The organism is uncultured Sphingomonas sp. (assembly GCF_936927845.1).
GTDB lineage: Bacteria > Pseudomonadota > Alphaproteobacteria > Sphingomonadales > Sphingomonadaceae > Sphingomonas.
In genome coordinates, this window is sequence record NZ_CAKZHV010000069.1 from 133,491 (window position 1) to 152,798 (window position 19,308).

At 67.7% G+C, this 19,308-nt stretch carries 21 protein-coding genes; 16 read left to right on the plus strand and 5 right to left on the minus strand.

Annotation, left to right across the window (positions count from 1 at the left end):
• The first annotated feature begins 122 nt into the window (after positions 1–122).
• From Q0579_RS17515 to Q0579_RS17525, 3 genes are all read left to right on the plus strand, one after another.
• Positions 123–1,253, plus strand: a complete 1,131-nt coding sequence (locus tag Q0579_RS17515; protein ID WP_298814951.1) for a site-specific DNA-methyltransferase — start codon at positions 123–125, stop codon at positions 1,251–1,253.
• Between the two features lie 11 nt (positions 1,254–1,264).
• Entirely contained in the window at positions 1,265–2,311 is a 1,047-nt protein-coding gene (gene folP, locus Q0579_RS17520; RefSeq protein ID WP_298814962.1) for a dihydropteroate synthase, read from the plus strand.
• 124 nt (positions 2,312–2,435) lie between these two features.
• Positions 2,436–3,320 carry a bestrophin family ion channel gene (locus Q0579_RS17525; RefSeq protein ID WP_298814964.1) on the plus strand — a complete coding sequence of 295 codons (885 nt, stop codon included), beginning with the start codon at positions 2,436–2,438 and terminating at the stop codon, positions 3,318–3,320.
• A gap of 1 nt (position 3,321) precedes the next feature.
• Here the strand turns inward: Q0579_RS17525 and Q0579_RS17530 are convergent, their stop codons facing one another.
• Both Q0579_RS17530 and Q0579_RS17535 read right to left on the minus strand, forming a co-directional pair.
• A complete protein-coding gene (locus Q0579_RS17530) occupies positions 3,322–4,062 on the minus strand; it encodes an SDR family oxidoreductase (protein WP_298814966.1) in 741 nt (246 codons plus the stop codon).
• Positions 4,063–4,092: 30 nt separating this feature from the next.
• Entirely contained in the window at positions 4,093–5,511 is a 1,419-nt protein-coding gene (locus Q0579_RS17535) for a sigma-54 dependent transcriptional regulator (protein WP_298814968.1), read from the minus strand.
• A 169-nt stretch (positions 5,512–5,680) separates the two neighbouring features.
• On the opposite strand from Q0579_RS17535, the gene Q0579_RS17540 reads away from it, so the two are divergent.
• The 6 genes from Q0579_RS17540 to Q0579_RS17565 all read left to right on the plus strand — a co-directional run bounded on the left by Q0579_RS17540 (position 5,681) and on the right by Q0579_RS17565 (position 10,304).
• Positions 5,681–5,806 carry an aa3-type cytochrome c oxidase subunit IV gene (locus Q0579_RS17540; RefSeq protein WP_298814970.1) on the plus strand — a complete coding sequence of 42 codons (126 nt, stop codon included), beginning with the start codon at positions 5,681–5,683 and terminating at the stop codon, positions 5,804–5,806.
• A 5-nt stretch (positions 5,807–5,811) separates the two neighbouring features.
• Positions 5,812–6,933, plus strand: a complete 1,122-nt coding sequence (locus tag Q0579_RS17545) for an NAD(P) transhydrogenase subunit alpha (protein WP_298815055.1) — start codon at positions 5,812–5,814, stop codon at positions 6,931–6,933.
• The gene (locus Q0579_RS17550) at positions 6,930–7,394 is read left to right on the plus strand and encodes an endonuclease domain-containing protein (RefSeq protein ID WP_298814972.1); all 465 of its coding nucleotides are present in this window, start codon (positions 6,930–6,932) and stop codon (positions 7,392–7,394) included. The genes Q0579_RS17545 and Q0579_RS17550 overlap by 4 nt, the downstream gene beginning before the upstream one ends.
• Positions 7,395–7,694: an NAD(P) transhydrogenase subunit alpha gene (locus Q0579_RS17555; protein WP_298814974.1), complete on the plus strand. Its 300-nt coding sequence runs from the start codon at positions 7,395–7,397 to the stop codon at positions 7,692–7,694.
• A 56-nt stretch (positions 7,695–7,750) separates the two neighbouring features.
• Positions 7,751–9,247 carry an NAD(P)(+) transhydrogenase (Re/Si-specific) subunit beta gene (locus tag Q0579_RS17560; RefSeq protein WP_298814976.1) on the plus strand — a complete coding sequence of 499 codons (1,497 nt, stop codon included), beginning with the start codon at positions 7,751–7,753 and terminating at the stop codon, positions 9,245–9,247.
• Between the two features lie 91 nt (positions 9,248–9,338).
• Positions 9,339–10,304 carry a winged helix DNA-binding protein gene (locus Q0579_RS17565; RefSeq protein ID WP_298814978.1) on the plus strand — a complete coding sequence of 322 codons (966 nt, stop codon included), beginning with the start codon at positions 9,339–9,341 and terminating at the stop codon, positions 10,302–10,304.
• 267 nt (positions 10,305–10,571) lie between these two features.
• Here the strand turns inward: Q0579_RS17565 and Q0579_RS17570 are convergent, their stop codons facing one another.
• Both Q0579_RS17570 and Q0579_RS17575 read right to left on the minus strand, forming a co-directional pair.
• Entirely contained in the window at positions 10,572–11,360 is a 789-nt protein-coding gene (locus tag Q0579_RS17570; protein WP_298814980.1) for an SDR family oxidoreductase, read from the minus strand.
• 104 nt (positions 11,361–11,464) lie between these two features.
• The gene (locus tag Q0579_RS17575) at positions 11,465–12,610 is read right to left on the minus strand and encodes an acyl-CoA dehydrogenase family protein (RefSeq protein ID WP_298814982.1); all 1,146 of its coding nucleotides are present in this window, start codon (positions 12,608–12,610) and stop codon (positions 11,465–11,467) included.
• Positions 12,611–12,779: 169 nt separating this feature from the next.
• Here Q0579_RS17575 and Q0579_RS17580 point away from each other — a divergent pair, with 169 nt between their 5' ends.
• The 3 genes from Q0579_RS17580 (at position 12,780) to Q0579_RS17590 (ending at position 15,833) form a co-directional block, all read left to right on the plus strand.
• On the plus strand, positions 12,780–13,607 hold the full coding sequence (locus Q0579_RS17580; protein WP_298814984.1) for an SDR family NAD(P)-dependent oxidoreductase: 828 nt from the start codon (positions 12,780–12,782) through the stop codon (positions 13,605–13,607).
• Positions 13,604–15,112, plus strand: a complete 1,509-nt coding sequence (locus Q0579_RS17585) for an MFS transporter (RefSeq protein WP_298814986.1) — start codon at positions 13,604–13,606, stop codon at positions 15,110–15,112. The genes Q0579_RS17580 and Q0579_RS17585 overlap by 4 nt, the downstream gene beginning before the upstream one ends.
• A 214-nt stretch (positions 15,113–15,326) precedes the next feature.
• The gene (locus Q0579_RS17590) at positions 15,327–15,833 is read left to right on the plus strand and encodes a CHAP domain-containing protein (RefSeq protein WP_298814989.1); all 507 of its coding nucleotides are present in this window, start codon (positions 15,327–15,329) and stop codon (positions 15,831–15,833) included.
• Between the two features lie 127 nt (positions 15,834–15,960).
• Here the strand turns inward: Q0579_RS17590 and msrB are convergent, their stop codons facing one another.
• Positions 15,961–16,458: a peptide-methionine (R)-S-oxide reductase MsrB gene (gene msrB / locus Q0579_RS17595; RefSeq protein WP_298814992.1), complete on the minus strand. Its 498-nt coding sequence runs from the start codon at positions 16,456–16,458 to the stop codon at positions 15,961–15,963.
• A gap of 92 nt (positions 16,459–16,550) precedes the next feature.
• Here msrB and Q0579_RS17600 point away from each other — a divergent pair, with 92 nt between their 5' ends.
• From Q0579_RS17600 to Q0579_RS17615, 4 genes are all read left to right on the plus strand, one after another.
• The gene (locus Q0579_RS17600; RefSeq protein ID WP_298814995.1) at positions 16,551–17,813 is read left to right on the plus strand and encodes a glutamate-5-semialdehyde dehydrogenase; all 1,263 of its coding nucleotides are present in this window, start codon (positions 16,551–16,553) and stop codon (positions 17,811–17,813) included.
• A gap of 19 nt (positions 17,814–17,832) precedes the next feature.
• Entirely contained in the window at positions 17,833–18,453 is a 621-nt protein-coding gene (locus Q0579_RS17605) for a nicotinate-nucleotide adenylyltransferase (protein WP_298814997.1), read from the plus strand.
• A 78-nt stretch (positions 18,454–18,531) separates the two neighbouring features.
• Positions 18,532–18,882, plus strand: coding sequence for a ribosome silencing factor (gene rsfS, locus Q0579_RS17610; RefSeq protein WP_298815058.1), 351 nt, complete (start codon positions 18,532–18,534; stop codon positions 18,880–18,882).
• Position 18,883: 1 nt separating this feature from the next.
• The gene (locus Q0579_RS17615) at positions 18,884–19,306 is read left to right on the plus strand and encodes a 23S rRNA (pseudouridine(1915)-N(3))-methyltransferase RlmH (RefSeq protein WP_298815061.1); all 423 of its coding nucleotides are present in this window, start codon (positions 18,884–18,886) and stop codon (positions 19,304–19,306) included.
• The last annotated feature ends 2 nt before the right edge of the window (positions 19,307–19,308 follow it).

Genomic DNA, 19,308 nt, shown 5'->3' on the forward strand with positions numbered 1-19,308 from the left:
CTGGCCGCGGTCCGCTTCCGTTCCGCCGCGTTGACGAACCCTCAACCATGTTCGTCAATAAAGTCCGCTTGACGGAGTCCTGCTTTCCCGCACGATAGGGGTCGTTCAAGGGGGCCTGGGTGATGGGTGTGTTAACAAAGGTCGCGCGGGCCAAGCGCGCGGCTGGCGACGAGGAGTCGGTCCTCCCGCTCGACCAGATCGTGATGGGCGATTGCGTCGCGGCGATGCGCGCGCTGCCGGCGAAATCGGTCGACATGATCTTCGCCGATCCCCCCTATAACCTGCAACTCGGCGGCGACCTCAACCGGCCAGACGGGTCCCACGTCGACGCGGTCACCGATGAGTGGGACAAGTTCGACAGCTTCGCCTCCTATGATGCCTTTACCCGCGCCTGGCTGGCGGAGGCGCGCCGCATCCTCAAGGACGACGGCACGCTCTGGGTGATCGGTAGCTACCACAATATCTTTCGCGTCGGCGCGGCGGTGCAGGATCTCGGCTATTGGATCCTCAACGACATCGTCTGGCGCAAGGCCAATCCGATGCCCAATTTTCGCGGCACCCGCTTCACCAACGCGCACGAGACGTTGATCTGGGCGTCGAAGGGGGAGAAGGCGAAATACACCTTCAATTACCGCTCGATGAAAACGCTGAACGACGAGCTGCAGATGCGCTCCGACTGGGAATTTCCGATCTGCGGCGGGCAGGAGCGGTTGAAGAAGGGCGGGATCAAGGTTCACCCGACGCAGAAGCCCGAGGCATTGCTCTACCGCATCCTGCTCGCCAGCACGAAGCCGGGCGACGTGGTGCTCGACCCGTTCTTCGGCACCGGTACGACGGGCGCGGTGGCCAAGCGGCTCGGGCGGCGCTGGATCGGGATTGAGCGCGAGCTCGGCTACGTCGATGCCGCGATGGAGCGGATCGCCGCCGCGCTGCCGCTCGATGAATCCGCGCTCGCGACGATGCAGAGCCCACGCAGCGCGCCCAAGGTCGCGTTCGGCGTGCTGGTCGAGAACGGCTTCCTTACGCCCGGCACCGTCCTGGTCGACGCGAAGCGGCGCTTCGCCGCCACCGTTCGCGCCGATGGCAGCCTGTTGTCGGCGTGCGGCGCCAGCGGATCGATCCACAAGCTCGGCTCGGCGTTGCAGAATGCGCCCGCGTGCAACGGCTGGACCTTCTGGCACCACGAGGTCGCGGGCACGCTCCAGCCGATCGACGCGGTGCGCCAGACCTATCTGCTCGCGACGCAGCCCTAGGCGAAGCGGCGATGCACCTGCGCCCGGTCCAGTTCGTCGACACCCCCGCGGCGCACGCCGACGTCGCGGTCGCGCGGCTCGCGGGCGGGATGCAATGGTTCGCGGGCTATGAGGTGCTTGATCGCGGGCGCCGCCACACCGTGCCGGTCGACGAGATCGCGTCGCTGGGCGAGCGCGCCGCGACGCTGCACGCGCGCGTCACCGCGCCCCGCCTCGCCTGGCAGCTCGGCCCCCGCACGCTCCGCTTCGACCAGCCGCAGGTCGCGGGTATCCTGAACGTCACCCCCGACAGCTTCTCCGACGGTGGCGCGAACATGGACGACCCTGCCGCCGCGGCAGCGGCTGGGGTCGCGATGGCTGCGGCGGGCGCGGCGCTGATCGATGTCGGCGGCGAGTCGACCCGCCCCGGTGCGCCGTTGGTGTGGGAAGAGGATGAGGCCCGCCGTGTCGCACCGGTGATCGAGCGGCTGGCGGGCGCGGGCGTGCTCGTCTCGGTCGACACGCGCAAGGCTGCGGTGATGGATGCCGCGCTCGCGGTCGGTGCCGCAGTCATCAACGACGTCGCCGCGCTCATGTGGGACAAGCGTGCGGTCGACGTCGTCGCGCGCAGCGGCGCGCCCGTCATTCTGATGCACTCGCCCGATCCAGCCGCGGGTCCGCACGGCGGCAGCGGCTACGCCGATGTCGTGACCGAGGTCTTCGACTGGCTGGAAGCACGCATCGACGCAGTGGTCGCGGCGGGCGTCGACCGCGCGCGGATCGCAGTCGATCCCGGGATCGGGTTCGGCAAGTCACTGTCCGACAATCTCGCGCTGCTCAACAACCTCGCGCTGTTCCACGGGCTCGGCTGTCCCGTCATGCTCGGCGCCAGCCGCAAGCGCCTGATCGGTGCGCTCTCCAACGAGGCGCCGGTGGCCGAGCGGCTCGGCGGGTCGGTCGCGCTCGCGCTCAAAGGGGCCGAGGCGGGGGTGCAACTGCTTCGCGTCCACGACGTGGCGGAGACGGTGCAGGCGCTGCGCGTCTGGCGGGGCCTGCGCGACCGCGCGCTCGTCAGTTGAGGTCGACCGCAATCGTTGCGGGTTCGTTGACCGCGTCCGATCGGGCCGTTTCAATACGTTTCTCAGCTATCCATCTTGCACTAATCGTGCATCCGTTTGACGCGATGCTGGTTACAGGCGCGTCATGATCGTCACCTCCGTACCCCGCGCCAAACAGATTTTCGTCGAAGTCTGGAAACCGCTCACCGTCCTGTTCATCTGGGACGTGATCGTCACCATCATCTACATGCAGTTCCCGTTCCGCGCGCCGTCGCTGCCGCTGACGCTGTTCGGCTCGGTACTGGCGCTGTTCCTCGGTTTCCGTGTCAATTCGGCTTATGACCGCTGGTGGGACGCGCGTACGCTGTGGGGCGCGATGATCAACGCGTCGCGCAGCATCGCACGCGCCGCGCGCAATTTCCTGCCCGACCCCGAAGCGCGCGACATGAAGCGGACGATCGTCCTGCGCCAGATCGCCTACGTCAACGCGCTGCGCTGTCAGTTGCGCAAGCAGCCCGTCGACGAGGTCGTGCTCAAATATCTGTCGGAAGACGAGGCGCATCCCTCGCTCGAGCGGACGAATGTCGCCAACGGTTTGCTCGACGGCACCGGCCGCCGCATCGACATCGCGCGTCGTAACGGCTGGATCGACACCATCCAGCAGACGCAGATGGAGGCGGTGCTGGTCGACATCTCGAACGCGCAGGGCGGGATGGAGCGGATCAAGAACACGCCGCTGCCCAACCAATATCGCTTCCTGCCGACGCTGTTCACCCACGTTTTCGCGATCCTGTTGCCGATCGGGCTGGTCGAGACGCTCGGCTACGCGACCCCGCTCGGCTCGACGGTGGCGAGCCTGATGTTCCTGGCGGTGCTCGCGATCGGTGAGGATCTGGTCGATCCGTTCGCCAACACGGTGCACGACGTGCCGCTGACGGGCATGTGCCGCACGATCGAGATCGACCTGCTGCAATCGATCGGTGACGAGGCGCCCAAGCCGCTGCAGCCCGAAAAGGGCGTGCTGTGGTAAGCTACAGCGTGTAGCCGCCGTCGCACACCAGAGTCGTTCCGGTGATCAGCGCCGCGGCATCCGACAGCAGGAAGGTGACCTGCGCCGCAATCTCCGCAGGTCTGGCATAGCGTCCGAGCGGTGTCGCCATCGCCGCCAGTTCCGCGAACGCCGCATCACGCCCGATCTGTGCGGCACGTTCGGCGAACATCGGCACCCCGTCCCATACCGGCGTCTCGACCCCGGCGGGTGCGACGGCGTTGACGCGAATACGCTCGGGCGCACCTTCCTTGGCGGCGACCTTAACCAGGTGGAGCAACGCCGCCTTCGACGCGCCGTACGCCGCGACACCTGCTTCGGGCTTGATCCCGGCGGCCGACCCCGTCGCGACGATCGCGCCGCCGCTGCCCTTCATCGCGCGCATCGCGGCGCGCAGGCTCAGGAATGCGCCGTCCAGGTTGACCGAGACGATCCGCTGCCACTCGGCGAACGACAGGTCGGCAATCGCGCCCGCACCCGCGACGCCCGCGTTGACCACTGCGGCATCGATCCCGGCGAGCAGCGGGGCGGCGTCGTCCCACATCGCCTCGTCGCGCACGTCGCCGATCAGCCGGTCGATGCTGACGGGCAGCGCGATCCGCGCGAGCGCATCGGCATCGCGATCGACCAGCACCAGCCGCTGCGTACCATGCGTCGCCAGATGCTGCGCGCAGGCGAGCCCAATGCCCGATGCAGCGCCGGTGATGAGGATATGCGTTGCCATGCTGCCAGCCTAGCAGCGGCGCGCGGCGCCTCAAGCCGCGCTGTCGATCCCCAACTCGCTCAACTTGCGATACAAGGTTGATCGCCCGATCCCCAATCGCCGCGCGACCTCGGTCATGCGCCCGCGGTAATGGCCGATCGCCAGCCGGATCACGTCGGCCTCGATCTGCTCCAGCGGGCGCAGATTGCCGTCGGCCAGGAACAACGTCACCCCGCCCGACTGCGCCATCGGCGCGGGGCTACCGCGCGCTGGGCGGCCGCCCAGTTGCGCGATCTGCGGGAAGTCGGCGCGGGTCAGCGCGTCGCCCTCGCATAGCACCGCGGCGCGGAACAACGCGTCCTGCAACTGCCGGACGTTGCCGGGCCAGTGATAGTCGACCAGCAGCGCCAGCGCGTCGTCGGTGATCCCCAGTTCGCGCAACCCCGGCTGACCCGCGATCCGCGCGAGCAGATGGCGTGACAGCGCCGGGATGTCGCCCGCCCGCGCGCGAAGCGGCGGGATCGTCACCTGCACCGCGTTCAGCCGGTAGAACAGGTCCTCACGCATCCGCTCGGCCTCGACCTCCTCGGCCAAATTCTTGTCGCTCGCCGCAAGCACGCGCACGTCGACGTCGCGCGGGTGGCGCGCACCGATCGGATGGACCTCACCCAATTGCAGCAGCCGCAGCAGTTTCGCCTGTACGTCGAGCGGGATTGCGTCGACGTGGTCGAGGAACACCGTACCGCCGTCCGCCTCCACCAGGCGACCGATCTTGCGCTCGAACGCGCCGGTGAACGCGCCTTTCTCGTGACCAAACAATTCGCTCTCGATCAGATTGGCAGGCAGCGCGCCGCAGTCGATCGTCACCATCTGCGTGCGGGCACGCGGGGAGGCGTTGTGGATCGCCTCCGCCACCACTTCCTTGCCGACCCCCGGCTCGCCCTCGATCAGCACGCAGACGCGCGCGCGTGCCGCCTTCGCCGCGATGGCAAGCGCGGCGCGGAATTCGGGCGCGGAGCCGACGATTTCGTCGAAGCCGAGCATCGCTGGAATCTTCTCGGTCAAAGGGCGCAGCTCGCCTGCTGCGCTTCCGGCCACCGCGGCGTCGAGCGCCTGCAACAGTCGCTCGGGCGCCAGCGGTTTGACCAGGAAGTCGGTGGCACCTGCGCGCATCGCCGACACTGCATGCGCGACCGATCCGTTCGCGGTCAGCATCAGGATGGGGAGCGCCGGGCGATTGGCGCGCAGCTCCGCGATCAGCTTGGCCGCCGCGGCATCGTCCGACCAGTGATCGAGCACGATCGCGTCGAGCTGCATCCCTTCGTGCGTGCCGAGCGTTGCCAGCGCAATCTCGCCATCGTTCGCAAAGAGCGTCCGCCAGCCCCCGCGCGCAGCCAACGCCGCGACCAGCCGTCGCTGTGCCGGCTCCTCGTCGATCAGCATCAGTAAGCGCTGCCCGTTGCGCGTCATTCGTGTGTCCCCGGAAGGTTCTTTCCGGCATGTAAATAGCGTAATGGAGTAAAGCCGAGCTTAAACCGTCCCAAGCATGGACATGCGGTTCGTCGCATATCGGCCGTTGCCAGCGCGCGCGGGCGTGCATAGGGTCGGGCACGAAACGACCACGTCTCGAGAGGACCATATGGCTGCCCAACCATCGCAGATGAAGGCGCACGTCTCCACCTACGATCGCGTGATCGCGATGATGAAATGGGGCGCGGTCGCGGTCGCGATCATCGCCTTCTTCGTCATCTGGCTGATCGCCTAACCATGGTGAAGATCGCTGTCCTGGCCGAGGGGGCGGACGGCGAGCGCCGCGTCGCGGCGACACCGGAGACGGTGAAGAAGTTCGTAGGCCTGGGGGCCGAGGTCACGGTGGAGGCGGGCGCAGGCGTCCGCGCCTCCTATGCCGATGCCGATTACGCGGCCGCGGGCGCGAGCATCGGCGACCGTGCCGCCACAGTCGCGGGGGCGGACATCCTGCTGGGCGTGCAGGGCCCCAACGTGGCCACGATCGCGGGCGCGGCGACCGGCGCGTGGATCGTCGCCGGGCTCAATCCCTTTGGCGAACGTGCGCGCGTCGAGAGCTACGCCGACGCAGGGTTCGAAGCGCTGGCGATGGAGTTCATGCCGCGCATCACTCGCGCGCAATCGATGGACATTCTGTCGTCGCAGTCGAATCTTGCCGGGTACAAGGCGGTGCTCGACGCCGCAGCGGAATACGGCCGCGCATTTCCGATGATGATGACCGCGGCAGGCACGGTCAGCGCCGCCAAGGTGTTCGTGATGGGGGTTGGCGTCGCCGGGCTGCAGGCGATTGCGACCGCGCGGCGGCTGGGTGCGCAGGTGTCGGCGACCGACGTCCGCTCCGCCACGCGCGAGCAGATCCAGTCGCTCGGCGCCAAACCGATCTTCGTCGAAAACGTCGCCGGCATCGAGGGCGAGGGCAGCGGCGGCTACGCCGGCGAGATGAGTGCGGAATACCAGGCCGCGCAGGCCGAGCTCGTGTCCGCGCATATCGCGAAACAGGACATTGTCATCACCACCGCGCTGATCCCCGGCCGCCCCGCGCCGCGGCTCGTCAGCGACGCGCAGCTCGCTACGATGCGACCCGGCTCGGTGATCGTCGATCTGGCGGTGGAGCAGGGCGGCAACGTTGAGGGCGCGGTTGCGGGCGAGGTGGTCATCCGTCACGGCGTCAGGATCATCGGCCACCGCAACGTCGCCAGCCGCCTCGCCACCGACGCCTCCGCGCTGTTCGCGCGCAACCTGTACAACTTCCTGTCGACCTTCTGGGACAAGGAACAGGGCCGCCCGGTCCTCGACGCCGAGATCGGCGACGCGGTCCGGCTGACCAGGGACGGACAGATCGTCAACGCGAGGCTGTCGGCGTGACCTCAAATCCTCCTCATGCCCCGCATGGGGAGGGGGGCCGTGCGCAGCACGGTGGAGGGGCTTCACCCGTCCGGCATGCGCGCGCGTTACGCCGTGCCATGACCCTTCCGGAGGTCCTGCTATGGCAGCGCCTGCGCCGCCGCAGCGCCGACGTGAAGTTCCGCCGCCAGCACCCGATCGCCGGATACGTGCTCGACTTCTATTGTCCCGCGTCGCGATTGGCGGTCGAGGTGGATGGCGAGGCGCACAGCCGCGGCGCCCGGCCGCTGCACGACGCACGCCGTGACGCCGCCTTGCACGCAAACGGGCTGATGATCCTGCGTATCGCCGCGTCGGACATCTTGCGCGATCCGGATGCGGTCGCAGACGCTGTCGCGCGCGCCGCATCGCCCCTCCACCGCCCGTCGGGCGGTCCCCCTCCCCATGCCGGGCATGGGGAGGATCTAGCCGGAGCTGCTTGAATGGACTTCGTCGCGATTTCGTCGATCTTCGTGCTGGCGTGTTTCGTCGGCTATTACGTCGTGTGGTCGGTGACGCCGGCACTTCACACGCCGTTGATGGCGGTGACCAACGCGATCTCGTCGGTCATCATCGTCGGCGCGCTGATCGCGAGTGCGGCGGCGGGCAGCACCGGATCGAAGTGGCTCGGGCTCATCGGCGTCGTGCTCGCCAGCATCAACATCTTCGGCGGTTTCGCGGTCACCAGCCGGATGCTCGCCATGTACAAGAAGAAGGAGCGGCCCGCCGCCGCCAAACACTGACGCGGCGCCGTCCGCGCACGCGGGCAGGGTGACGGAATAATCGGGGGAGCAACGAAGTGGAACAGGTCGCGGTCAATCCCTGGGTGGCGCTCGCCTACCTCGTCTCGGGCGTGTGCTTCATCCTGGCGCTGCGCGGTCTCTCCAGCCCGACGACCAGCCAGCAGGGCAACCGCTACGGCATGATCGGGATGGGCGTAGCGGTCGTAACCACATTAGTCACCCACGTCCCGACCGTGTCGCTGATCGTCGAGGGCGAGGATTATGCCGCGATCCTGTCGCGCGTCGACAAGTCCGCGGTGTTCGAAATCCTCGCCGCCATCGGTATCGGCGCCGCGATCGGCATTGTCACCGCGCGCCGGATCGCGATGACCGCGATGCCGCAGCTCGTCGCTGCCTTTCACTCGCTCGTTGGCATGGCCGCGGTGCTGGTCGCGGTCGCCGCCTATCTCAACCCGGTAGCCTTCGGCATCGCCGACGTCGTGACGCCGCTCATCGGTCAGCCGTTCGCGGTCATTCACCAGGTCAGCCGGATCGAGATGATCCTTGGCGTCGCGATCGGCGCGATCACCTTTTCCGGCTCGGTCATCGCGTTCCTCAAACTGAACGGCAACATGGGCGGCGCGCCGATCCTCTTGCCCGCGCGCCACCCGATCAACCTGGGCGTCGCGCTGATGATCGCGTGGTTCGCCTTCTCCTTTTGGGCGACGCAATCGCCGTGGGATTTCTGGATCGTCGTGCTGCTCTCCTTCGCGATCGGCTTTCTCTTAATCGTGCCGATCGGCGGCGCGGACATGCCGGTGGTCGTCTCGATGCTCAACAGCTACTCGGGCTGGGCGGCGGCGGCGATGGGGTTCACGCTTCATAATACCGCGATGATCATCACGGGCGCGCTGGTCGGATCGTCGGGTGCAATCCTGTCCTACATCATGTGCCGCGCGATGAACCGTTCCTTCATCAGCGTGATCGCGGGCGGCTTCGGCCAGAGTGCCGAGGCAGGCGGCGCGGGCGGGGCCAAGGTCGATCGGCCATGGAAGCGCGGCTCGGCCGAGGACGCGGCCTTCCTGATGAGCCAGGCCGAGCAGGTCATCATCGTGCCCGGCTACGGCATGGCGGTCGCGCAGGCGCAGCACGTACTGCGTGAGATGGCGGACAAGCTCAAGGAACACGGCGTCCGCGTCAAATACGCGATCCACCCGGTCGCGGGGCGCATGCCCGGCCACATGAACGTCCTGCTCGCCGAGGCGAACGTGCCGTACGACGAGGTGTTCGAGCTCGAGGACATCAACTCGGAGTTCGCGCAGACCGACGTCGCCTTCGTGATTGGCGCGAACGACGTGACCAACCCCGCGGCCAAGACCGACAAGACCTCGCCGATCTACGGCATGCCCGTGCTCGACGTCGAAAAGGCGAAGACCGTGCTGTTCGTCAAGCGCAGCATGGGCGGCGTGGGGTACGCGGGCGTCGACAACGACGTCTTCTACATGGACAACACCATGATGCTGCTGGCTGATGCAAAGAAGATGGTCGAGGAGATCGTTAAGTCACTCGATTGACTATTTGCTCCATTGTGGCGGAAACTTCCGTCAGATCGGCGTTGTTGCGCTAGATTGCCGCATGATCGCGAGAGAAGGGGCTGGGTCGGACATGAGCATGCACGCGGATCGGGCCGGTGCCGCCCCGGCATGGACCTTCCCCGCGGACGTGGCCCCCGCCTCACGCTTCGACGTGGTGGTGATCGGGCGTGAGGCACGCGAGGCGGACACGCGGACCGCTGCGCTGAATGCACTGAACGCGCGGGTGAGCCGCGAATACTCGCTCGGCGCCGATCTCGCCGGCCTCGCCGATCATGTCGGACGCCCGGTGCTGATCCTCGATCTCGTCGCGGCTACCGACGTGTCCGCCGACCTGCTCGCCCGCCTCGATCAGCTCGCGGCGTCGCGTGACTGGCCGCTCGTGATCGCGTTTCCGCTCGCGCTGCTCGATCTGGTCGCGGCGACGTGCACCGATGCGGCCGCGCAGTTGCTGTGCGAGCCCGAGGCGGCGGAATGGATCGCGGCACTCGCGATCGCGGCCGAGGACAACGGCGTCGCGTCCGTCGCCGAGCGCGTCAACGAGAGCGAGGCGGCGCGGCTGCAGCGCCTGAACGCCGAGGTCGCGCGCATCGCCGAAGTGGTCGCGCGGCTCAGCCGGCAAAGCGAAGCGACGCGGCAGCGGCAGAACGAGCAGCGGCTGCAACCTTTGGCACCGCCGCCGCTCAGCTTCGATGTGACCGCGATGCAGGTCCGCGAGGTGATCCGCGCGCGCCGCCTGCGCGATCGCTTCTTCGAGGCCGGACTGTTCGAGGATCCCGCCTGGGACATGCTGCTCGACCTGCTCGCCGCCCAGCTCGAACGCGGGCAGGTGTCGGTGTCCAGCTTGTGCATCGCTGCCGCCGTGCCGCCGACCACCGCGCTGCGCTGGATCACCAAGCTGACCGACGCCGGCCTGTTCGAGCGTGAGGCCGACCCGTTCGACAAACGCCGCGCTTTCCTCAAATTGTCGTCCAAGGCCGCTTACGCGATGCAGCAATATGTCGCCGCGGTGCGCGAGGCGAAGCTGCCGTTCGTGTAAGAGTCGGTGGACTGATCAAACGGCGCTGTTCTACACGTCCTTGGTTAGGCACATCGCGATCGGCTCTGTCACAACCGAATAACCCTGCGCGCGCGCATGGGTAGGGTGTGACCGTTCGGACTTTTGCGACCTTTCAGCCGCTCAGGCATTGCCGCAAGTCGCCACGAATGGTGACGCGCAGTCCGCGTTGATGCGAGCGTTGGTGACCTGACGCGCAGGCGAGCAGCGGGTGACGGCACCGTGCTCGCCACCGCTACTTCGATCGCATCAAGGATCGATAGAGCTGCCCAGGCTCGCGTTGACGATGCCGCCGTCAACCGCGATCGTCTCGCCGATCACGTAATCGCCCGCGCGGCTGGCGAGATAGATCGCGGTTCCCGCCATGTCCTCGTCATAGCCGATCCGCTTGGCCGGGATGTTCTGCGCCACCGCGTCGCCGTGGTCGCGCGCGGCGCGGTTCATCTCGCTGGCGAAAGCGCCCGGCGCGATTGAGGTCACGTTGATCGCGTCTTTGACCAGCCGCGCCGCCATCCGCTTGGTCAGATAGATCAGCGCCGACTTGGAGGCATGGTAGCTGTAGGTGTCCCATGGATTGAGCCTGAGCCCGTCGATCGAGGTGATGTTGATCACCTTGGCCGGCTGCTCGCGCCGCGCGGCGGCCTTGAGCATCGGGTGAAGCGCCTGCGTCAGGAAGAACGGCGACTTCACGTTCAGGTCCATGACCTTGTCCCAGCCGCTCTCGGGAAAGTCCTCGAACGGCGCGCCCCAGGCCGCGCCCGCATTATTGACGAGAATGTCGACTCGCTCCTCGCGCTCGGCGAGCTTGGCGGCCAGTGCGCGGCAGCCCTCGACGGTCGACACGTCGGCGGGCAGGCTGATGCAGCGCTCGCCCAGTTCTGCCGCGGTTTCGTCGCATGCCGGCGCCTTGCGGCTCGATACGTACACGGTCGCACCCTGCGCGATGAAACCCGCGGCGATCATCTTGCCAATGCCGCGACTACCCCCGGTCACCAGTGCGATGCGCCCGTCCAGCCGGAACAGCCTGCTCGTATCCATAACCTCTCCCTCTCCCAACCAGGGGAGGGCCGGGGTGAGGGGAGGCCCCACCCGCTACCCTCTCCCGTGTAATGCTGCTCAGCCGTCGCGCTTCCCCGAGCGGTTTAGCCGCCGCGCTTCATCGTCTCGCGCGCGATGATGATCTGCTGGATCTGGCTCGTGCCTTCGTAGATGCGGAATAGCCGCACGTCGCGGTACAGCCGCTCGATCCCGTAATCGGCGATATAGCCCGCCCCGCCGTAGATCTGCACCGCGCGGTCGGCGACGCGGCCCACCATCTCGGACGCGAAATACTTCGCCGCGGCGCTCTCCATCACCACGTCGGTGCCGGCGTCCTTCTGGGCCGCGGTCTGGAGCACCAGCGCGCGTGCGGCGAGTGCCTCGGTCTTGCTGTCGGCGATCATCGCCTGGATCAACTGGTGATCGGCGAGCGGCTTGCCGAACTGCTTGCGCTCCGCGGCATAGGCGACGCAGTCGGCGATCAACCGCTCGGCGACGCCGACGCACACCGCGCTGATGTGCAGCCGCCCGCGGTCGAGCACGCGCATCGCGATCTTGAAGCCCTCACCCTCCGCGCCCAGCCGATTGGCGACCGGCACAGCCACGTCGTCGAAATTGACGTCGGCGACCTTGGCGCCCTTCTGCCCCATCTTCTTCTCGGGTTCGCCGATCGTCACGCCCGCCAGCGCCTTGGGCACCAGGAACGCGGACACCCCGCGCGCACCGGGCTCGTCTCCGGTCCGCGCCATCACGGTGAACAGGTCGGCCTTGTCGGCATTGGTGATGTAGCGCTTGGTTCCCGACAGGCGGTACACGTCGCCATCGCGCACCGCGCGCGTCTTCACTGCGCCCGAATCCGATCCGACGTCGGGCTCGGTCAGTGCGAAGCTCGTCACCACCTCGCCGCTGGCGATCCGAGGAAGCCACTCGCGCTTCTGCTCGGGCGTCCCCGCCATGACGAGGCCCTGGCTGCCGATCCCGACGTTGGTGCCGAAGGTCGACCGGAACGCGGGCGTCGTGCGCCCCATCTCGATCGCGACCTTGGCTTCCTCCAGCATATTGAGCCCGAGCCCGCCGTATTCCTCGGCGATCGACAAGCCGAACAGCCCCATTTCACGCATTTCCTGCACGACCGCGTCAGGGATGGCGTCGTTCGCCTCGACCTCGCCCTCCAGCGGGCGCAGCCGGTCGGCGACGAAGCGGCGCAGATGGTCGATCAGCGCGTCGAAGGTTTCGGTGTCGAGAGCCATGTTCTGCCCAATTCGGTGAAGCCGTGCCACGCTCTATCGCGCCGTGCCGGCCGAGACAAGCGCGCCAAACCCGACATTCGAACGACGATGGATTGACGCTGCAATACCCCATACTATGATGCTGAAAACGCCGGCTCATGATGGAAGAGACCGGGGAACAGGAGAGCGGATGCGGCTTGCAGGTAAGCGCGCGGTCGTGACGGGTGGTGCATCGGGCATCGGCCGCGCGACCGCCATTCGACTGGTCGAGGAAGGCGCCGAGGTCTGGATCGGCGACATCGACGCGACCGCCGGCGCGGAGGTCGCCGCCACGTCGAAGGGGCGCATCCACTTCCAGCACACCGACGTCACCAGTGCGGAGGCGATCGCCGCGCTGCTCCAGGCAGCCGATGATGCGGGCGGACTCGACATCCTGTTCAACAACGCAGGGGCCGGCGGCGCGCGCGAGAAGATCGACGAGATCGCACCCGACGACTGGGACCGGACGCAGGCGTTGCTGCTCCGCTCGGTCGCGCTCGGCATCCGCTACGCCGCACCGCTGATGGCCCGGCGCGGCGGGGGCGCGATCGTCAACACGTCCAGCGTGTCCGCACTCGGCAGCGGCTACGCGCCAATCGCCTATTCGACCGCGAAGGCGGGCGTGCTGCATCTGACCAAGCTCGCCGCCGCCGACCTCGCTGCCCACGACATTCGCGTCAACGCGGTGATCCCGGGCTTCATCACCACCAACATCTTCACCCGCCACCTCGACGTGCCGGAGGACAAGCGCGCGCAGGCCAACCAGGCGATCGCCGGGATCGCGGCGCACGCGCAACCGGTTAAGCGTGCCGGGCGGCCCGAGGATATCGCAGCCGCGGTCGCGTATCTCGCCAGCGACGATGCTGCCTTCGTCACCGGCACGTCGATCGTCGTCGATGGCGGGCTGACGATCGGTACCCGCGCGAGCTGGGACGCGACCCAGCCCTCGCTCTTTTCCGCGTTGGAAGCATTTCAATGAGTCTTGCCGCGGGCGTCGACCCGGCGGCACCCGGCAGCACCGTCCCGTCGGGCAGCGCGCCCAAGCTGCGCCGGCTGTCGCCCGCGACGATGGCGAGCTACGGGGTCGGTGCCGCGGCCTACGGCGTCAAGGACTCAGGGTTCGGCACGTTCCTGCTGTTGTTCTACAATCAGGTGGTCGGCGTGCCCGCGGCGACAGTCGGGCTCGTCATCATGGCGGCATTGATCATCGACGCGTTCGTCGACCCGACCGTGGGCTTCTTTTCCGACCGCACGCGCACGCGCTGGGGGCGGCGGCACCCGTGGATGTACGGCGCCGCGCTGCCGATCATGCTCGGCTGGTTGATGCTGTGGAACCCGCCGCAGGCATCCGAACAGGTGATCCTCGGCTGGCTGTTCGTGGTCGCGGTGCTCGTCCGCTCCGCGGTCAGCGCATATGAGGTACCCAGCCAGGCGCTCGCCGCCGAATTGTCGGGCGACTACGACGAGCGTACCCGGATCATGGCGTACCGCTACCTGTTCGGCTGGGCGGGAGGGCTGCTGATGCTGGTCGGCGCCTATGTCTGGTTTCTGGCACCCGCGCCCGGTTACCCGAACGGCTTGCTCAATCGTGCCGGCTATAGCGGGTTCGCGCTCGCGGGCGCGCTGTTCATGGGCGTGACGATCCTCACCTCCGCTATCGGTACGCACAAGGAGATCCCGAACCTGCCCAAGCCGCCGGCGGTGCGGCAGTCGCTCGCCGACAATTTCCGCGAGATGCGCCAGACGGTGAAGAACCGAGCCTTCGCCATCCTGATGCTCGCGGGGCTGTTCGCCTATACCGCGCAGGGGATCAGCTACGCGATGACCAACTATCTCTACACCTATGTGTGGGGGTTCCGCGGGTTCGACTTCGTGTGGCTGAGCGTCTCGCTATTCGGCGGCGTAGCGCTCGCCTTCGTTGCCGCACCGCGGATCGGCGCAGCGGGCAGCAAGCCGCGCGGTGCGGCAACCGCGGCCGTGATGGGCATGGCGATCGGCACGATGCCATATTGGCTGCGGCTCGCCGGGCTGTTCCCGGCGGTCGGCTCACCCTACGCGTTGCCGCTCTTGTTCGCGATCGCCGCGGCGGGCACCGCGTGCGGGGTCACCGCCTATATCCTGGGTGCCTCGATGCTAGCCGACGTGGTCGAGGACTCGGAAGTCACCACGGGGCGTCGGTCGGAGGGCGTGTTCTTCGCCGGTGGCTTCTTCATTCAGAAATGCACCAGCGGGGTGGGCATCTTCCTGGGCAGCCTGATCCTGACCGCGGCGGGGTTCCCGGCCAAGGCGGTGCCGGGGCAGGTTCCGGTCGCGGTGCTCGATCGGCTGACGTTGATCTATGCCGGCTGCTACGTCGCGCTCGCCTGCCTGGCCGCCTTTTTCTACGCCCGCTTCCCGTTCGGCCGCGCCGAGCACAGCCTGCGGATGGAACGGCTGAGCGGCGCGCCCGTAATGGACGCTGCGTCGCCCGGCCCGGCGGCCTAAAGCCAAGAAAAGGGCAGTGTTTCTACACTGATGACGCGGCGAAACCCGGTTCGTCGCCGCGGCTACTCACTTCGTCGGAAAAGGTTCCGCCGACGTTTGTTGTTTTCAAAACCTCCGGCTAGCAGCGGCTCAACACTGTCATTTGGCCGGGGGGTCACCCGTGAACTTGAAGTCTTTGGCAGCGCGTTTCGCGCTGGTGGTTTCTTGCACCCTGATGACGGCGGTCCCCGCCTCGGCCAAGTATCTCCAGTGCGTGCCGTTCGCGCGCGAGGTGTCGGGCATCGACCTGCGCGGCAATGCGAACACCTGGTGGGGGCAGGCGGCGGGTCGCTACGATCGCGGCAACACGCCCGCGGTCGGCGCGGTGATGGCGTTCAAGGCGACGTCGCGGATGCGCGTCGGCCATGTTGCGATGGTCAGCCGCATCGTCAGCGATCGCGAAGTGCTGCTGACCCACGCCAATTGGTCGACCCGCGGCGGGATCGAGCGCGACGTGCGCGCCGTTGATGTGTCGCCCGCCGGCGATTGGAGCCAGGTGCGCGTGTGGTTCGCCGCCAACCACGATCTCGGCACCTCGGTGAACCCGGTGCAAGGGTTCATCTACGCGCATGGCGCACACGCTGAGCCCGCGACCGCGGAGCCGACGCTGCCAACGATGACGATCGCTACCAACGCGCCGGTTCATGTCGCGGCCGGCGTCGCGCTCGCCGCGGCGAACTGAGGCAGCCAGAACCGCCGTCCGATTTCAATGGAGATCCGCTTTCGTCTGCGGACTGGCCAGACGTAACCCGGATCAAGCCCGAGATGACGGCAAGGCTGGGATCAGCGCAACACCGTCCGCGACGGCATCACGCCGGGCGGAACGTCATCGCGATGCCATTCATGCAATAGCGCAGGCCGGTCGGCTTGGGCCCGTCGTCGAACACATGGCCCAGGTGTCCGCCGCAGCGTGGGCAGTGTACCTCTGTCCTGATCATGCCCAGCGTCGAATCGCGACGCGTCGCGACCGCACCCTTCAGCGGCGCCCAGAAACTCGGCCAACCCGTTCCGCTCTCGAACTTGGTCTTGCTCGAGAACAAAGGTCGCGCGCAGCCCTTGCACGCGAAGATACCTGCGCGGTGTTCACCATTGAGCGGGCTCGAATACGGCCGCTCGGTGCCTTCCTGGCGCAGCACCTGATAGGCCGTCGGACCGAGCTGCGCGCGCCACTGCGCATCGCTCTTGGTGAGTGGAAAATGCTCCGCCGCCGCGGCCGAGCGCGCGCCGCACGCCATCAGCGTGGTGGCGGCAGTGCCCATGCCGGCAAGGGCGAGAAAACGACGGCGACCGACGGACTGGCTTGTCATGCAACCTATGTAAGCGGTGGTGCACCGCGCGCCAGTGGCCCGCACCATCGTCGCCGTCGCCGCGTCGTGCAATTCGTGCTAGCGCGACGCTGATGCTCGACCCCGACGCCTCGACCATGCTGATCGCGCGAATGGGCGAGCGTGCGCGTCGCGCCGCCGCGAGCCTGGCCAGCACACCGGACGCGCGCCGGGCCGACGCGCTGCTGCGTGCAGCAGAGTCGCTGCGCAGCGCCCGCGATGCGATCCTCGCCGCCAATGCGATCGATGTGGCGCGCGGGCGCGCGGCCGGTTTGTCCGACGCGATGCTCGATCGGCTGCGGCTCGACCCGGCACGAGTGGATGCGATCGCCAGCGGCGTCGCCGCGGTCGCCGGCCTGACCGATCCGGTCGGGCATGTGATCGACACCGATACGCGGCCTAACGGCCTCGTGCTCAGCCGCGTTCGCGTGCCGATCGGAGTGATCGGCATCGTCTACGAGAGCCGCCCCAACGTTACTGCCGATGCCGCCGCTCTCTGCGTGCGCGCGAGCAATGCGGTGATTCTTCGCGGCGGATCGGAGGCGGTCGAGAGCAATCGTGCGATCCATACGGCAATAATCGAGGGGCTCGCCGCCGCCGGGATCCCGGCAGATGCGGTGCAGCTCGTTTCCACGACCGATCGCGCTGCAGTGGGTGCGATGCTGGCCGCCGACGGATTGATCGACCTCATTATACCGCGCGGGGGCAAGAGCCTGGTCGCGCGCGTCCGGGCCGAGGCGCGCGTGCCGGTGCTCGCGCATCTCGACGGCATCAACCACGTCTACGTCCACGCCTCCGCTGACCCCGGCATGGCGCGTGCGATCGTGCTCGACGCGAAGATGCGCCGTACCGGCATCTGCGGCGCGATGGAGACGCTGCTGATCGACCGCGACTTCGCCGATCCGGTCATGCTGGTAGAGGCATTGCAGCAGGCTGGCTGCGAGGTGCGCGGCGATCCGACGGAAGCGTCTATCGGCGAGATCGTACAACCTGCTGATCCCGCCGATTGGGATACCGAATACCTCGACGCGATCTGCTCGGTCGCCCTGGTAGACGGCGTGGACGAAGCACTCGCTCATATCGCGCGTCACGGCTCGGGCCATACCGACGCGATCGTCGCGGGCGACGAGCAGGTGGCGGAGCAGTTCCTCGCACGCTGCGACAGCGCGATCGTGCTGTGGAACGCGTCAACGCAATTCGCCGATGGGGGGGAGTTCGGTCTCGGCGCGGAGATCGGTATCGCCACCGGCCGCCTTCACGCGCGCGGGCCCGTCGCGCTGGAGGGGCTGACGACCTACAAATGGGTCGGCCGCGGGACGGGGCAGGTCCGCGGGTGATCACCGGAAACACGCGGTCGTGACGCGCCGCATCGGGCTGCTCGGCGGATCGTTCAATCCCGCGCACTCAGGCCACCGTCGCATCTCGCTTGCCGCGATCGACGCGCTCGCACTCGATGAACTGTGGTGGCTCGTGTCGCCGGGCAATCCACTCAAGCCCGCGGCCGGCATGGCGCCGTTCGCCGCGCGGCTCGCCTCCGCACGCGTCATGGCACGGCGCAGCCGCATTCGCGCGAGCGACGTCGAAACGCGGTTGAGCACCCGTTACACGGTCGACACGCTTCGTTTTATCACCCGCCGGTATCCGCGCGACCGGTTCGTCTGGATCATGGGCGCGGACAATCTGGTGCAATTCTCTGCCTGGCGGCGCTGGCGCGATATCGCGCGCACGATGCCGATTGCGGTCGTGGCCCGCCCCGGATATGATGCACGCGCCGTCGCGGCCCCCGCGATGGCGTGGCTCAGGCGCTTCGCCCACCCGTCGCGCACGGCCAAGGACTGGACCGACTGGAGTGTGCCGGCGCTGGTGCTGCTGCGTTTCCGCCCGGACCCGACCTCCGCGACGCTCAGACGCGCCGCCGATCCGCTATGGCACCAACGGTTCGTGCCTCCCATATCCTTACCCGAACCGGCAAACTGAGGAGCAACCTTGCCCGCCACCCACGTCGCGAACCGATCAACAGACCCCGACCATGTCGAGGCGCTGCATCGGATTGTTATGCAGTCGCTCGACGACGATCAGGCCGTCGATACGATCTCCATCCCGCTCGCGGGCAAGTCCTCGATCGCGGATTACATGGTGATCGCCTCGGGCCGCTCGACGCGTCAGGTTGCCTCGATGGCGGCCAAGCTCGCGGAGAAGGTCAAGCGCGAAACCGGGCGCTCCGCCCGCATCGAAGGCCTGCCGACCGCCGATTGGGTGCTGATCGACGCAGGCGACGTGATCGTTCACCTGTTCCGTCCCGAAGTGCGCACCTTCTACAATCTGGAGCGGATGTGGTCGTTCGGTGATGCGCCGGCGGCGCCCGCGCAGGACGCAGCCGTTTCGCCAGTCTCGGGGAACGCCTGACCTGCTGCTGCACATCGTCGCGAGGGGCCGGATCGGCCGCTCGCCCGAGGCCGAACTGGTCGAGCGCTACCTGAAACGGATCATTTGGCCGACACGGGTGACCGAACTGCCCGATCAGGGCGGGCGCGAGCCCGACCGGCCGCCCCACAGCCGCCGCGTACTGCTCGATGAAAAGGGCGAGATACTCGGCTCGACCGCGTTCGCACAAACGCTCGGCCGCTGGCGCGATGACGGCGTGCGGGAAGCACGATTCCTGCTCGGCGCCGCCGATGGCTTCGGCGATGCCGAGCGCGCCGAGGCTGACCTGCTCGTCTCGTTCGGGCGCGCGACCTGGCCGCACCTGCTCGCGCGCGCGATGCTGGCGGAACAATTGTTCCGCGCGACCAGCATCCTCGCCAACCACCCATACCACCGTGAAGGCTAGGG